This is a genomic window from Leptolyngbya cf. ectocarpi LEGE 11479 (genome assembly GCF_015207065.1).
GTDB lineage: Bacteria > Cyanobacteriota > Cyanobacteriia > Phormidesmidales > Phormidesmidaceae > Leptothoe > Leptothoe ectocarpi.
Map to the genome: position 1 here is coordinate 1 of NZ_JADEXP010000124.1, position 15,980 is coordinate 15,980.

11 protein-coding genes are annotated in these 15,980 nt (G+C 49.4%); 3 read left to right on the forward strand and 8 right to left on the reverse strand.

Going from position 1 to position 15,980, the window contains the following annotated elements:
* Positions 1–124 precede the first annotated feature (124 nt).
* The gene (gene phnC / locus IQ260_RS14485) at positions 125–895 is read right to left on the reverse strand and encodes a phosphonate ABC transporter ATP-binding protein (protein WP_193993827.1); all 771 of its coding nucleotides are present in this window, start codon (positions 893–895) and stop codon (positions 125–127) included.
* Between the two features lie 142 nt (positions 896–1,037).
* Between phnC and IQ260_RS14490 the strand changes: the two genes are divergently transcribed.
* Positions 1,038–2,078: an acyl-CoA dehydrogenase family protein gene (locus IQ260_RS14490; RefSeq protein WP_193993818.1), complete on the forward strand. Its 1,041-nt coding sequence runs from the start codon at positions 1,038–1,040 to the stop codon at positions 2,076–2,078.
* Between the two features lie 254 nt (positions 2,079–2,332).
* Here IQ260_RS14490 and IQ260_RS14495 read toward each other — a convergent pair whose 3' ends face one another.
* A complete protein-coding gene (locus IQ260_RS14495; protein ID WP_193993819.1) occupies positions 2,333–3,592 on the reverse strand; it encodes an MFS transporter in 1,260 nt (419 codons plus the stop codon).
* Between the two features lie 168 nt (positions 3,593–3,760).
* Here IQ260_RS14495 and IQ260_RS14500 point away from each other — a divergent pair, with 168 nt between their 5' ends.
* Complete coding sequence (locus IQ260_RS14500) at positions 3,761–5,443, forward strand: alpha-glucosidase (protein ID WP_193993820.1); 1,683 nt, start codon at positions 3,761–3,763, stop codon at positions 5,441–5,443.
* Positions 5,444–5,486: 43 nt separating this feature from the next.
* Here IQ260_RS14500 and IQ260_RS14505 read toward each other — a convergent pair whose 3' ends face one another.
* On the reverse strand, positions 5,487–6,359 hold the full coding sequence (locus IQ260_RS14505) for an aldo/keto reductase (protein ID WP_193993821.1): 873 nt from the start codon (positions 6,357–6,359) through the stop codon (positions 5,487–5,489).
* 108 nt (positions 6,360–6,467) lie between these two features.
* Here IQ260_RS14505 and IQ260_RS14510 point away from each other — a divergent pair, with 108 nt between their 5' ends.
* A complete protein-coding gene (locus IQ260_RS14510; RefSeq protein WP_193993822.1) occupies positions 6,468–7,379 on the forward strand; it encodes a LysR family transcriptional regulator in 912 nt (303 codons plus the stop codon).
* 5 nt (positions 7,380–7,384) lie between these two features.
* On the opposite strand, the gene IQ260_RS14515 is transcribed toward IQ260_RS14510, so the two are convergent.
* The 5 genes from IQ260_RS14515 to IQ260_RS14535 form a co-directional block, all read right to left on the reverse strand.
* Positions 7,385–8,374: an NADPH:quinone reductase gene (locus tag IQ260_RS14515; RefSeq protein ID WP_193993823.1), complete on the reverse strand. Its 990-nt coding sequence runs from the start codon at positions 8,372–8,374 to the stop codon at positions 7,385–7,387.
* A gap of 1 nt (position 8,375) precedes the next feature.
* A complete protein-coding gene (menD, locus tag IQ260_RS14520) occupies positions 8,376–10,160 on the reverse strand; it encodes a 2-succinyl-5-enolpyruvyl-6-hydroxy-3-cyclohexene-1-carboxylic-acid synthase (protein WP_193993824.1) in 1,785 nt (594 codons plus the stop codon).
* A gap of 8 nt (positions 10,161–10,168) precedes the next feature.
* On the reverse strand, positions 10,169–11,596 hold the full coding sequence (locus tag IQ260_RS14525) for an isochorismate synthase (RefSeq protein WP_193993825.1): 1,428 nt from the start codon (positions 11,594–11,596) through the stop codon (positions 10,169–10,171).
* A 181-nt stretch (positions 11,597–11,777) separates the two neighbouring features.
* The gene (locus tag IQ260_RS14530) at positions 11,778–12,797 is read right to left on the reverse strand and encodes an acyltransferase (protein ID WP_228016093.1); all 1,020 of its coding nucleotides are present in this window, start codon (positions 12,795–12,797) and stop codon (positions 11,778–11,780) included.
* Positions 12,790–15,585, reverse strand: a complete 2,796-nt coding sequence (locus IQ260_RS14535) for a non-ribosomal peptide synthetase (RefSeq protein ID WP_228016094.1) — start codon at positions 15,583–15,585, stop codon at positions 12,790–12,792. The genes IQ260_RS14530 and IQ260_RS14535 overlap by 8 nt, the downstream gene beginning before the upstream one ends.
* Positions 15,586–15,980: the final 395 nt, after the last annotated feature.

Genomic DNA, 15,980 nt, shown 5'->3' on the forward strand with positions numbered 1-15,980 from the left:
GGCTGGCTGTAGTATCTACCGATGAGCCACTGCAGCCGCCGAGGGCCACGGCCAAACAAACGCCGACAATTTTTTGATATCTCTGAACGCTCACCATGATGCTTTACTCCTGAATTAGCTACACCTATACAGCTCTCACTGACCGATTAGTGTAGATCTTTTCTAGGGTGTGGGCGTCTAATTTTGACGGCGGACCGTCAAATATAATGTGTCCCTGGGCCAAACCGATGATGCGATCGCAATATTCCCTGGCAAACCCCACCTGATGCAGACTCAATAACGCCGTAATCCCGCCAGTTTTACAAATCATCCGCAGCAGGGCCATAACCTGATGGGCACTGGTGGGATCTAAGCTGGCAATGGGTTCATCTGCCAGGATGAGCTGAGGCTGCTGGGCCAGCGCCCGGGCAATACCCACCCGCTGCTTTTGTCCACCGCTCAGTGCTTTGACCGGTATGAGCGCTTTATCGATCAGACCCACGCGTTCTAAACAATCTAGCGCTAGCCGCTGATCGGTGTGGGGTAGGGGCCTCAGACTCCGCCAAAACGAATGGTAGGCCAGTCGTCCCATCAAAACATTTTGTAAGGCAGACTGGCGCTCAATCAGCTGGTGCTGCTGAAAGATCATGCCGGTACGCTGGCGGTGAGCCCTTAAGACCCGAGGGTCAGCCAGTTCGCCCAACCCATCAGCGACGATCGTTCCCTGGGTAGGCCGCTGCAGGTGATTGATTGTCCGCAACAGGGTAGACTTGCCAGCGCCGGAAACCCCCAGCACCCCCGCGAATTCTCCCCGGTAGAGCTTTAAGGAGATAGAATGCAGCGCGGTGACTCCATTGGAATAGGTGACGCCAACGTTCTGTAAGCCAACAATGGTTGCTTCGGGTGGTTTTGGCATTGCTTCAATGCTGACGTTGCCCATGCCATCCTAACGATGGAACTGACCGCCCACGTAGTTTAGATTAAATTCTCCTAGAAATTAGCGACACTGCCGGGTTTGGTTACAGTGGAAGAGGCCGTTTACTAACCTCTGTCTCTATATGGGTGCCAGCTTACAAACCCGCGATCTCGACTGTTTATTCCAAACCCTCATTGCCCCTCAGGCGGCTCAGCTCGACCGAGATCCGAAAGCATTGCATCAGGCGTTTCAGCAGCTGGGAAAGCATAGCTTGCTGGGGTTAAAAGCGACACCGGAGTGGGGCGGTCAGCATTGGGATTCTCAGGCGATTTATCACTACACTGAGCAGCTGGCGCGGTATTCTGGGGCGCTGGTGTTTTTGCAAAGCCAGCATCAGCGCTGTGTGCAGGAGTTATCAAATTCTGACAATCTGGAGCTAAAGGAGAGGTATCTGAGGGATGCGATCGCAGGCAAAATCGGTCTCGGTGTGGGCTTCTCTCATCTGCGGCGAGCACAGCAGCCAATCACGGCCCAAAAGGTGGCAGGCGGCTATAGATTTAACGGCACAGTGCCCTGGATTACGGGGTTTGGCATTTTTGACCATTGGATGCTGGCGGCGCAGCTGCCAGATGGGCAAGCGGTGTTTGTGCTAGCTCCGTTTCAGGCGGTGGAGGGGGCGCTTGGGTTTAGTGAACCAATGGCTCTATCGGCCTTGGGTTCAACGCAAACGGTGACGGCAACAGTACAGGATTGGCTGGCACCGGAGGCGTTGGTTTTAGATATGAAACCTGCCGGGTGGATTCAGCAGGCCGATCGGGGGTACCCGCTGACGCATAACTTTTTTGCCCTGGGCTGTGCGCGGGGTGGGTTGGATATTTTAGAAAAGGCGTCCGGGTTTTCTGAGATTAGCGAGGCCTATGGGAGATTAAATAATGAGGTGACTTGCTGTCGAAAGGAGACCTACGGAACGCTAGGGATTCCGTCGGTGGAGCGGTTACGATTGCGAGCCTGGGCGATTGATCTGGCGGTGCGCTGTGGCCATGGGGCGGTAATTGTGTCGCGAGGGGCGGCAAATTTTGTGGGGCATCCGGCCCAGCGGGTGTATGGGGAGGCGTTGGTGTTTTCGGTATCGGGACAGAATAACGGGGTGATGCGGGCGAGTTTGGAGAGGTTGGTGGGTTAGGGTTGGTGGGGGGTTAAAGGTGTTGCTTGGGGTCCCTCCGAGTTCCCCAAACCCCCTGGGCAGGGCCGGAACGCCGCCCTACGACCCAGCGTACTATGTTATCCCAAATTGCATCATTTGGGGTTACGGTAGGGTCGATTATGCATGTTCTGCATCCCTTGTCCTGGCTTCCCCCTTTGTAAGGGGGCTTGAGGGGGATCAGCATCTTTAATGATTAAACTCTATGGTTTTCTAGCTTTCACCTTTCCAATTTTTCAAGGGCTATCAGCTGCGAGATCAGGTTCATTTGCGATTGTCATTTGTTGTCTGAGTAGAACCAAAATTAGACTGGATATAAAGCCTCCGGTGATTAAATATAGCCACAGATTGGTACCTACTGTATCTGGATGGTCCAACGCCCAGCCGCCTAGGGCGGGGCCGATGGTGAAACCGATGGACCAGCATTGGGATTCTAAAGAGAAGTAGATGCCCCGCAGGTTTGAGGGTGACATTTCGCCAAGGAGAGAGATGCCTGCTGGAGAGTACAGGATCTCGGCTAGGGCAATCAGGCTAAAGGCACCGATGGTGATCAATAGGGTGCCGGTTGTAGTCACACCGATGAGCCAGAGAAGAAAGAAGGCACCGCTCCAGATGGTAAGGGCGACAAGCAAAATGGAAACGTGGTTGATGGCTTTGACCAGCCGGGTGATAGGAAGCTGGAATACGATTTTTAGAACCACATGCCAGACAAAAAAGTAGCTAATCCATTGTTCTGAAAAACCGGTGTCTGTGTTGCCATGGGGGATAAAGTTGGCGAGATAAAGGGGGAGGGTGCTGGAATACTGGGCGAAGTAAATGGTGAAAATGAGGTTGGCACTGAGAAAGGTGAGGAGGTTGCGATCGCGCAGCGCCTGCCCTCCATCTTTCCATAGGTCGCGCGCTTCTGTCTGAGGCTGTTTTGTTTCTTCAATGGCACCATAAATCACGCCGGCAAACAGAAAATAGGTCAGACCTTTGAGGATAAACAAAATGCTGTAATTGCCCGACATGGCCACATACTGCCCCGCCAGTAACGCCCCGAGAGCCAGGCCCAAATTGTCCACCAGACGCGTCAGGGCAAAGGCTTCTGCACGATTTTCTGCCGTAGTCAGGTCCGTTATCACTGATAAATTGGCGGGCCAGTAGAGACTTACCCCCAGACCCAGGAACGTATTGCCCAGGACTAGCAGCACAAAGGTATTGGCAAAGGCTAAACAAAAGCACGCCAGAGCTGTAATGGTGGCTGAAAGCATCAGCGTGCGGCGACGCCCCCAAAAATCCGAGTCAATGGCATAGGCTGACCAGAATCGTCCCACAATCCCGGCCAGCCCACTACTACTCAATGCCAGACCCACCTGGGTGGGTGAAAATCCCAGCTCATTGACAAAATAAATCGACGCATAGACCAGGGTGAAGCCTTGACCGATATATAACAGCAGCTGTCCAGTGGATAGAATCCATATTTCGCGTCTAAGTTGGGGCAGCCAAGCTAGCATTAAACAGCTCCAAGAGGTCTATTCTCATTGTCCTTAGTCCTAAAAGGTTTGTAAACAAACTTGTAGAGAAACCAAGGATTAGCAAGAGCTTTTGCGAAATAATCACTAAATGTAAAATAGGACGCTTAATCGCTATACTGCCCTAGCAATCAGTTGCGGAGTCCTCCCATGGATAAATCCAGTCCGGCCCAGTCTCTAAAGTGGTGGGAAGAGGGGGTTATCTACCAGATTTATCCGCTAACCTACGCTGATGGCAATCAAGACGGTACCGGCGACTTGCGCGGCATTATTAAACGCCTTGACTATCTTAACGATGGTGATCCAGATAGTTCCACATCCTTGGGTATAGATGCTATCTGGCTCTCCCCCATCAACAAATCCCCCATGGTGGACAACGGCTATGATATCGCTGACTATCAGGATATTTGCCCGACATTTGGTAGTTTAGAAGACTTTGACGAACTGCTCACCAAAGCTCATCAGCGCGGCATTAAAATTATCCTAGATCTGGTGGTTAACCACACATCTAATCAGCATCCTTGGTTTTTAGAGTCCTGCTCTAGTCAAGATAACCCCAAAGCTGATTGGTATCTCTGGCAAACGCCGTTTGAAGGTCAAGAATTACCCAACAACTGGCAGTCTTACTTTGGTGGCACCGGTTGGACCCATTGTGAAGCGCGCGATCAGTTTTACTATCACACCTTTAATGAAAATCAGCCCGATCTCAACTGGAAAAATCCTGATGTACGCGCGGCTGTATACGATATTGTGCGATTTTGGTTAGATCGCGGTGTGGATGGCTTCAGACTAGATGCGTCTAGTGTTTACAGTAAAGACCCATACTTTCGCGACAATCCACTCAAGTATGAGGCAACGGATAAAAATAACTACAACAACTATCATCACCTTTATGACAAAAATCTGCCAGCCAATCATCAAATCATTCGTGAAATTCGAGCCATTTTAGAAGACTATGACGATCGTGTCCTGATTGGCGAAACGTTTATTGATAATCGTCTTTACGACTCCGTTATTTTTCACGGTGTTAATAATGACGAGTTACATCTGGCCATTACGTTTGAATTTCCCTTTAGCCCCTGGTACCCAGGTTATTTGCAACGGGAAATTGAGAAAAATGAAATTACTGTACAGCCCGGTGCCTGGCCCTGCTATTTTCTAGACAACCACGATATTCCTCGACACCTTTCTCGCTGGATTGAATGCAGTTTGTGCGTTGATTCTGAGTCAATTGCCAAAGCCGCTGCCACACTGTTGCTCACTGTTCGCGGCACGCCCCTGCTTTACTACGGCCAAGAGTTAGGGATGGTGGACAACACCGATATTCCTGAAGATAAACTGCAAGATCGTGCTGTGGCCCAAAGTGAAACGGGAGATACCCCACCCTCTCGCGATGGTGCCCGTACTCCCATGCAGTGGGACAGTTCTCCCCAGGCAGGATTTAGCTTTGGCAAAGACATTGAGCCCTGGCTGCCTGTCAATTCTAACTACCCGGAACTCAATGTAGAGACAGCCTTACAACAATCCGATTCGATCCTCAACTTCTATCGTCAGCTATTGCGGATACGTGGGCAAAGTGAAGCTCTCCGTTGGGGAAAATGGCGCACCTTAGTCAATTATCCCCATGAACATATGGCTTATCTACGGGAAACAGCAACCGAAACAGTTTTAATTGCCATCAATTTTTCCTATGAACAGCCGTTTACGAGAGATACTGCTATTGATCCGGAGAACTGGACGGTGCTATTGTCCACCCACCATGACACAGGAAAACAGATTGATCTAGCAGACAATCTACAGCCCTTTGAGGTATCTATTTTACAAAAGACGTAGTAATTTGACCCACAGCGGCTAAGAGGCAAACATTGAGAATAGTCTAAAGAGTCCTCAGCTGAGCCATTTCATCCTCAGATAGTGAAATTGCAGCGGCCTGGATATTGTCTTCTAAATGAGCGATTGTCGTCGTACCTGGAATTAGCAGAATATTGGGAGCCCGATGTAGCAACCATGCAAGAGCAATCTGAGTGGGATTTGCCTTATGGGTCTGGGCAATCTGCGCCAGTATACCTTCGGCCTGGGCCAGAGGAGCACCACGTCTCAGCGGGTGCGCTCCTAGGGAACCATAGGGAATAAAGGCAATGTGATGGGTTGTGGTGTAGTCCAAAATGTCTGCGTGACTGCGGTCCGTGAGGCTAAAGCGGTTTTGAACCGAGGCGATGGGGACAATCGACTGGGCGGCTTGTACCTGTTCGAGGGTGACATTGGAGATTCCAATGTGACGGATTTTGCCTTCTTGCTGCAGGGCTGCTAGTGCCTGGATTGATTCGGTAAACGGGACTTTAGGGTCAGGGCGATGGAGATGATAGAGATCGATAACGTCTCGCTTGAGTCGTTGCAAACTACCCTCTACCCCACGGCGTAGACTTTCGGGTCTACCATCCGTTTGGATGTTGTCGGGAGCGGGTTTGTGGATACCGCCCTTGGTGGCAATAACTAAATCTGCAGCATAGGGCACCAGCGCATCGGCAATAATCTCTTCATTGGTACCAGGTCCATAGGCTTCGGCGGTATCGATAAAGTTAATGCCTAGCTCAACGGCACGACGCAGAAGCTGTTTGCCGCCTTCCCAGTCGGCATAGGGACCAAAGTTACCGGGTTGCCCAGTCAGACGCATGGCGCCATAGCCGAGGCGGTTGACGGAGAGATCGCCACCTAGTTGAAACGTAGTTGAGACTGATGAGTTGGTCATGGGTTTAATGCTGTTAGGTGAAAAGAGGAATTCTCATAGGTTCACTATGACAAACGGCTCTGATATTGTGTAGACGAGTAATAAAAATAGCTGTTATTCGTATTGTGCATGAGCAAGTCCCTAGACCGTCTCACCCTGTTAGAAACCTTTGTGCGGATCGCCGATGCGGGCAGCATTAGTGCTGCTGCCCGCGACCTGGGCCTATCCCAACCCTCCGCCAGCCGTCAGCTAGCGGAGCTAGAATCTCGCTTTAAAGCCCAGCTGATGCGGCGAACCACCCACGATCTTTCCTTAACGACTGTCGGGGCTGAGCTACTGGCCGATGCCCGTCAGCTGCTGGACCAGTGGGAGACGCTTGAAGAAAAATATTTAGAGACTGAAACCACTCCCCGAGGGAAGCTTAAGGTGATTGCGCCCATTGCCCTTGGCCAGCTCCATTTGCTAGATATCGTGCTGCGGTTTCAGCAGCAGTATCCCCTGATTGATTTATCCTGGCAGCTACAGGATGGCAACATTCGTTTTGCTGAGGTGGGGTGCGACTGCTGGGTAAAAATTGGCCCAGTTCCCGATGATTCGCTCATGGTTGAACCGCTGGGGCGGGTGGAGCGGATGGTGGTTGCGGCCCCTAGCTTTCTCAACGGTCAGAGTACACCTAAAACTCCCAAAGCCTTAGAGAAACTCCCGTTTGTTACCCTTGCTCCCTTTGAAGGTGGGCGAATTCCCCTCACTAATTTCCAGGGAAAACAGGTGGTGGTTACCCCGTCAGCGCGGATGACTACCAACAGCATTACCGCCCTACGCAAAGCAACCTTGGCAGGACTGGGCGCAGCAATTATGCCTCGCTGGTTTATTGAAGAGGACCTAACTCAGCAGTATCTTGTTGATCTCTTACCCCAATGGCGGGCACCAACGCTCACCATTTATGTAGCCTCGTTGCCCGGACGTCATCGTCCCCATCGCCTCAAAGCGTTTCTTGATGTTCTCAAGGCAGAGGTTCCTCGAATTCCAGGGATTGAATAGCCCGTTCAAACAACCTCAACGACAACTTTGCCAATCAGATTGCCGCTATCGACTGCCTCGTGGGCAGCTGCCGTTTCACGTAAAGGATAGCGGGCAGCAATCTGATGCTGAATCGCGCCGTCGGTAATGGCCTGATTAATATCCCGTGCAGCCGCCGCGTGGGCTTTATCGTCCATGGCGTAGACCAATACTGTGCGTAGAGCGGCATTTTTATAGAGCAGCTCGTAAAAGGGAATCTCTACGGTGGGGGCATTGCCTGATTCATAGGTAGCAATCACACCGTTGCGGGCAACGAGTTTGGCGTTGATGTCAATGTTGGCCGCTAGGGCGACATCGACAATCCGATCACATCCCCTCTTTCCCACTAGTTCTCTTCCCCGCGCTACCACATCTTCCTGCCGATAATTAATCACATGATCGGCCCCCATGTGCTTTGCGATCGCAGCCTTTTCATCACTGCTTACCGTGGCCAAAACCGTTTTTGCTCCACCCCATTTGGCCAGCTGGATAGCATAGGCCCCCACGGCACCGGCTCCCCCATAAACGAGCACTGTTTTATCGGTAATCGGTCCGTCACTGAATACAGAAAAGTGGGCTGTCATTGCAGGTACACCCAGGCTGGCTCCCGCTGCAAAATCCAGATTTTCTGGCATCGTCACCGCTTTATGGGCTGGCACCACCACAGAGTCTGCCGCTGTACCAAATGCCGAGCCTCGCTGGGCTTCATAGATCCACACCCGCTCTCCGATGCGCTCAGACGCCACACCTTCGCCGACAGCATCAATAATTCCTGCGCCATCATTGTGGGGAATAGTTTTTGGATAGGGTTGTTTGAGACCCATCCAGCCGCTGCGAAACTTGGTGTCGGAGGGGTTAATGCCGGACACGTGAATCTTGACTCGCACCTCACCAGCCCCTGGTTCCGGCTGGTCCATCTCGCCATAGTTCAGCACGTCTGCTGCGTTACCTGGCTGTTCATACCAAATGGCTTTCATATTATTGGCTCCTGACAGTTTCAAACCCTAAAGCGGTAAGTTTTGTTTTTCGCCATTGAGCATCGGCTTTGCGATTGGTGCGAAATTCCAGCACTCGTAGGTTTGATGGTACTTCTGGTGGCTGTTCTTGGAGAAATTCGATCAGCCTGTCCCAGTTTTTAACCAGAGTGTGTTTAATGCCGTAGGCTGCGCATAGTTCCGCAATATTAACAGCTTGAGGGGTGGCAAAATATTCCTCAAAAGGAGGATCAAAGTCTTTAATAGGTAACATCTCAAAAATTCCACCTCCTTGATTGTTAATGACAATAACGGTGAGAGAGCCCTGGAGATAACGATGATTGAGGAGCCCGTTGGTATCATGGAGAAAAGCAAGATCGCCCGTTAGTAAAAGAGTATGGCTATATCCGTGGGCGATACCCATCGCTGTTGATAAGGTGCCATCAATGCCGTTAGCGCCTCGGCTAAAGTAGGGCTGGATGTGTCGATCGTTGAGTTGCCAAAAGGACTCAACATCACGTACAGGCATGCTGTTTGCAATCACAACTGGGGTCTCTTTAGGCAAGTGTTGTGGGAGCAGCCATGAGATTTTACCTTCGAATGGTGTTTTGGTTTCTTTTAGGCAGTGAGCTAGTTTTGGGCTGAGATATTGTTCATGGTCAAGCCAACTTTGGCAGTACTGTGTCACGGTTTCCTGCTTGAAACCTTGCGTTGCGGTGGTTTTTATTGAAGTGATGAGTGCTCCAAGGTTCTCCACAGAGGACTCTATCAGCCGGGTTTTTCCATGTAGAGGATCAACGTTTAGAGGATAGGGGGTGACTTGCCAAGTCTGGGGCTGATATTTTTGTAGCCATTGGCGTAAGACTTTACTGGTGGGCAGTGGACCTAGCTGAATAACCTGCTCGGGGATTAGCGATTCGGCGTTGGCAGCGTTGCGTAATAAGCTGTCATAGGTGCTAATCAGATAGGGATTAAAGGCCTGGTAATGACGCAGGGGTGAAAGCCCTTCTGCTAGTACGGGCCAGTTTAGCGATCGCGATAGACAGGCGACAGCCTGACAATATTTGTCAGGGTCTTGAGGCTGGGCTGGGCCTGCCACAATAATGCCGCGTTCATTATCAGACCATTGCTTCCAGAGGTCTAAAGGCAGTTGCTGAATTTTAACCTGGCCTAAGATCGGGGGAGCAACCGCTGAAAAAAAAGCTGATTCATCTAGCTGTTGTAGGTTCAAAGAGTCAGCTAAAGGCGCTAATGGATCTCTAAATGGACAATTTAGATGAACCGGTCCAGGTAATGGGGATAGGCTTCTTTCCCATCCCTGACTGATAGTTTGTCGCGCATAGGTTAGCTGGTCTGCTGTGGGTACAGCCATTTCGGTGTACCAGTTGACGAAACCACTGAATAGTTTTTGCTGGTCGATGGTTTGTCCTGATGCACAAGCGCGCAATTCTGGAGGGCGGTCAGCGGTGAATATCAGTAGGGGAACATGACTTTCCTGGGCTTCGATCACAGCTGGATAAAAGTTAGCGCCCGCTGTGCCAGAAGTGCAAACTATGGCTACTGGTTCATGTAGGCGTTTAGCACAGCCTAACGCAAAAAAGGCTGCCGAGCGCTCGTCTAAAATAGGGATGGTTTTGATATGGGGATGGCGAACGAGAGCTACGGTCAGTGGCGTCGATCGAGACCCCGGACAGATGACTGCTGTAGATAATCCCAACCGGTGCAGGGTTTCCGCTATAACTGAGGCCCAGAGGGTGTTGGTATTGCGATAGTCTAATAATGTGCCCATGGCGCAGCTTACACTAGGGCTCCTAACAGTGCCTGGAGCTTAAGCTTGACCTCAGCCAGTTCACGACGTGGGTCTGACTGGGCAACGATGCCAGCTCCAGCAAATAGTCTGGCTTGGCGACCATCAATCAGAGCTGAACGAATTCCCACAATAAACTCACTATTGCCATTGGCGTCAATCCACCCAATGGGAGATGCGTAGAGTTCTCGATCAAAAGATTCTGTTGTTTTGAGCAGCTGACTGGCAGTAGGTCTGGGTAAACCGGCAACAGCAGGGGTGGGATGTAGAATTTTTACTAAATGTAGAGGTTTTAATCCCTGGGGGAGTACCGCCTGAATCGGGGTGTGTAAATGTTGGATATTGGCCAGCTTTAATACCTGTGGAGAGTTGGCCAACTCCGGTTTAAGACCTAGCTGAGTTAACTGTTCGATAATAAATTCGACAACAACTTGATGTTCATAACGTTCTTTCGGATTATTCAGAAGCTGCTGAGCCATAAGCTGGTCGTTTCTGGCTGTGTCTCCTCGAGGGGCAGACCCGGCCAGGGCATCAGTGGTGAGCTGTTTGCGGTTGTCTGATGTAGTGATGCTGAGCAATCTTTCTGGGCTTGCCCCCATAAAAACTTGACCTTGGCCATTGCTTAAGGAAAATATGCAACAATCACTATAGGCTAGGCCGAGAGCCTTCAGAGATTCTGGGATATGGAAAGGACTGGCCGAAAGCACATCTAGGGCATCGGCAAGGACTACCTTGTGGAGAGTAGGGTGTTTGAGCACAGGCAGCACGCTGCCGACCATGTTTTCAAAGTTACCGACATCCCGAATAACTTTAGGTGTTTTTGAGGCATTGGGGATGTCGACAAATGTTTGACGGGCAGTCTTTTTTGATAGACTCTCTAATATTTGAAGTTGTTGCCTAATCTCATCAACCAGGCGATTGATATTAACTTCATCATCAATGAGATAGTTGAGACTGACGGCAGTTTCCCCATCACGTTGAAGAATTTGCAACTGGGGAACAAACACCTGCGCCGCATCAAAGAGACTGTTGGCAGCCGCCTGATCAAAGAAGGTGAACCCGCACAAAAAATAAGGCTTGATAATCAGCCCAGTCTGATTTGATGAAAGAATACGCCGTTTCCAGACGCTCACAAACTGTTGCATACGCTCAAACCGATCGGCACCTGCGGCTTTCTGAGCGATGGTTATACCCAACCCTAAAAGGGTGTACTTTGCTGTCGAGTAGTAAAAATGTATTGGATAGGTGGTCTCTAGCTGTTGCAATACTAACCAAGGCTCGATCGGACTAATGGGGAGTGTAATATTGGCGAGCTTAGCGTGCTGGTCATAGGTTGCCTGTCGCTGGCAATCTGATAAAAAAGCATGGATCTCTTTACACCTTTTGAACAGGCTAGACTGATACGGTGCAACGGTCATAAATCGGGCTTAAACAGTAGGTTTTAAAGATGAAATATCCCTACAGGTAGCATATTTTTAGGTGTATGAGCTAGCTGTTTAAGCAGCATGTAAAGAGTCGTGAATCCTGACCTAGAATACTAGCCAAGAAGCGGATTTGGTGCTGTGTAGCGTTGCTTGGCGTTACTTAGCGTTACTTGTGTTAGATGCTTTTTTTGAGATATGGGATATGAGATAGGGTCCATGCCCCTAGACCAGCGGTTATAAAGATAATGCCTGTGACGATAGGAACTGAGAGGATAGGATGGATCTTGGTGGCATAGCCTGTGTGGATTATGGCCTCTAATATGACTGGGTGAATGAGATATATGCCCAGGGTTAGGAATGATAGCCTATGGGTAAAATGACTAGTTAAGATCGGGCTATTCCAGTCTCTCAGTAAGTACATGATGCTAATGGACATGGGAATGACTGTGAGGCTCAAATATCCGTAAAAATATAAGCCAAAGGGGAGGTCGTTTTGGACTGCTAGGATCGAGCAGCCGATAGCGGTTAACGCTGATGAAATTAGAAAGGTGCCCCACAGCATGATCTTTGGGGGCTGAAATTCTGCGCTACGTATACGATGTCCAAACAAGAAAAAGGGGACGTATAAGAGAAACCAGTTGATAAAGAGTTTGGACTCGCTAGCGATAAAGCTTGTGTAGATATGATTCACAGCAGCCAGTGAGAATGTGGCCGTGATCAAAAGAGTCAGTTCTTTTTGGGTAGTGCCTGCAATGATTTTACGGAAAAATGGAGTGAATAAATATAGCCCCAAAATCATGTACAAAAACCACATGTGTTCATAAGGGGTGCCAGAAAGTAGCTTTCCCAATAGTTCCAGACCTGTAGGGGCAAGGCCTTTAAGGGTTTCTTTTATAAAGTGCCAGGCTAAGAATAAAACCGACCAGGTGGTGATGGGGCTCAGTAGTCTCGCTATGCGTTTTCTATAGAACGTTGATAGGTCTTCTTGTTTATGAGGATCGAGCAGTAAGGACCCACTGATCATGACAAAGACTGGCACACACCACCTGACCAGAGAGTTATAGATATTGCCAAACCACCAGTACGTAGAGCCAATTTCATTGGCATCCATGACGATGGTAGCAACGTGGAGCATGACTACGGCAACCATGGCTATGATTCTGGAATTGTCCAGCCAAACCGTTGATTTACCCATTATCCTGATATTCGTTTAGACAGATATGTAACTTCTGGGCAAGGGTTTGGATATGGGGTTCATCAATGAGAACGAAGTGATGACATGCCATTGGCTGAATATTGATAGTCCCGGTGACAATGTTATGCCATCCTAAAGTGGCATCTCTTTCGATCGATCGGTAACCAAAGGCTTCCGGCGTTTGCTCGGTACGAAATAAAACGATATCGCCGCTGTAGGGCTTGGTTTGATATTGTTTTAGTGCGGTTTCACAAACGGTTTCTTGGATAGAGATTTTTGCTTGGGCTTGCTGTTGACCGGTGGAGACTCTCTGTAAAAAGTTTCTGATATGTTGTAGCTTTTGCTGGCCATAGGCGATTCTTTCAGCCCAGGAGAATGCTTGGATTTTGCTGATTGTATTTTGTAGTCGCAGCGAGAGCGGCTCGTCAAACCATGCTCCCGGATAGTTGTAAGTATCAAATAGGGCGACTAGACCAATGGTGTGCCCCTGGCGGGTTAACTGTTGGGCGATTTCGTAGGCAAGTAAGCCCCCAAAGGAATAGCCACATAGATAATAGGGGCCTTGGGGCTGTAGGGATTGGATTTCTTGAATGTAGTCGGCTGCCATAGTTTCGATGCGATCGCAATGCACCTCCTCACGATCAAACCCCCGTGCCTGGATGCCATAGACTGGCTGATCGGCGCCCAAATGCTTAGCTAGACCATAGTAGTCAAAGATACTGCCAGTTTTTGTGTGCAAACAAAATAGAACCGGTTTGCTACCCTCAGGTTGGATCGGCACCAATACTTGCCCAGCTTCATAGCCAGTATTTTCCTTAAGAAGCGTGGCCATTTCATGCAGAGTGGGCGCCTTAAACAGATTCGCGACCGGGAATGGATGATTGAACGTTTGTTCAATGCGAGCCGATAGCTGGGCTGCCAGCAGTGAGTCGCCCCCTAGCTCAAAGAAATTATCAGTTTGACTCACCGACGAAACCTGCAAAATCAGCCCCCACAGTTCAGCTAACTTAAGTTCCCAGTCATCCTGGAGCGGTTCCCCATCATCAGAAACATGGGTATGTTCAGAGATCGGGGTGGGTAAAGCCTTACGATCCAATTTACCATTGGCATTGAGGGGAAAAGCAGTCAACGGCATAAACATGGCTGGCACCATATAGTCTGGTAGCCTTTGCGCTAGCCAACTTCGCAGCGTTTTCACATCCACCGTCATATCGGCATTGGGAATAAAGTAAGCAAACAAACGCTTTTGGCCAGGGGCAAATTCCCACGCAATGACAGCACTTTGAGCAATGGCCGGATGCTGGTCGAGACAGCTTTCGATTTCCCCTAGCTCAATCCGAAATCCACGAATTTTAACCTGTTGGTCAACGCGGCCAATAAACTGAATGGTGCCATCGGGGAGAGATTTACCTAAATCTCCAGTTCGATAAATACGAGAGCGATCTGGAGGATAGGTAATAAATCGTGCTGTCGTTAATTCTGGACGATTTAGATAGCCCCTGGCTAAACCAGAACCCCCAATGTAAATTTCCCCTATTTCCTCGATATTTACGGGTTTAAGCGCATCATCCAAAATATGGATTTGGGCATTGCTAATAGGATGCCCAATGGGAGCAATAGGATAGTTAACCCCTTGCTGACAGGTCCAGGACGTCGCATCGATCGAGGCTTCTGTGGGACCATAGACATTATGCAGCTGCACAGAATCCTTTGAAAAACGCTTAAAAAACTGTTGTTGAAGATCTAAAGTTAACGCTTCGCCACCGCAAAAAATGTGATTTAATGCGTCACACTGATCGAGTCCAGGCTGCTCTAACAGAACCCTTAGTAAAGAGGGGACTAAGGCGATGACAGACACATTTTGGCGAGCAATTAGGTCCACCAGGTAGGCGATATCCTGATGCCCATTGGGGCGAGGGAGGACCAGCTGAGCACCGACCAACAATGGCCAAAAAATCTGCCATACGGATGGGTCAAAACTGAATGATATATTCTGCAAGACCCGATCTTGTGGCCCTAAAGGAAATGTGGTTTGCCGCCAGTGCAGCTGATTGCAGGCACCGCTATGGGGAATCATCACACCTTTGGGATGTCCGGTAGAACCAGAGGTATAAATGACATACATCAAGTTATCAGTATCTACCGCCGTTGGCCGGTCGGGACAAGACCGCATGTTTTTCCACTGGTCTCGGTCTAAGCAGATTAGGGCGGTGTCCTTGGGCAAACAATCCACTAATGTCTGCTCAAGATGAGTTTGACTTAACAGGATATTTACTTGAGCATCCTGCAAAATAAATTTGATCCGCTCGGTCGGATAATGAGGATCGATGGGAACATAGGTTCCGCCGGCTTTAAGGATGCCCAACAGTCCTACCACCATGTCAAGGGAGCGCTCGACACAGATGCCAACCAGATGATCGGGACCGACACCCAGTGTCGCTAGCTGATAGGCCAACCGGTTAGCCTGGCGATTGAGCTGCTGATAGGTCAGCTGAGCGTCTTCGGCAATCACCGCAACAGCATGGGGTGTTCGCTGCACCTGCTGTTCAAATAGGGTATGAATACAACAATCCTCTGGGAACCAATCGGGCTGGTTAGTATAGACCTGTGAAGCAGACCAAGCACCTTGTTGGTCAGTAGCATGGGATGACTTTAACGAGATCGGTAGTTTCGAGGTTGGCACTTTGGAGAAACTCATCAAGACAGTGCTACGGAAAAACGTTGACAGCAATATGGGGAACACCCGCTCTGAGCGCCACGGGATAGATGACAGAACGTCGCGCACCATGGCGGTGGTAGAGCATAAACGCCCTAATGAATTAGGACGTTTGTTATATCTTTCAAAGGTAAATACCTAAATACTCTGAGTTTGGCGATCTTTACCTAAGCCTTATATTGGTTTTAAGCCACTGTTCAGATTTCAAAAAATCATGGCGTTAGCACCTCATGAAGGCGACTACCCTGGGCTAAGAAGATACATAAAACGCAGGCTAAAATGATAGCTAAATCAAAAAATAATATTAAGTCTTAACAACACTTACGTTCTTTGTTTAATCAATAGTCCGGACAGAAAAGCGAGAGAAATAGCCAGAAAAGCTATTCAGGCACTAAGGTTTTGTTAACAGACAAACCCACCTGAATAGCCATGACATGCATCATACCGGGTCTACTACGAAAAGTGGG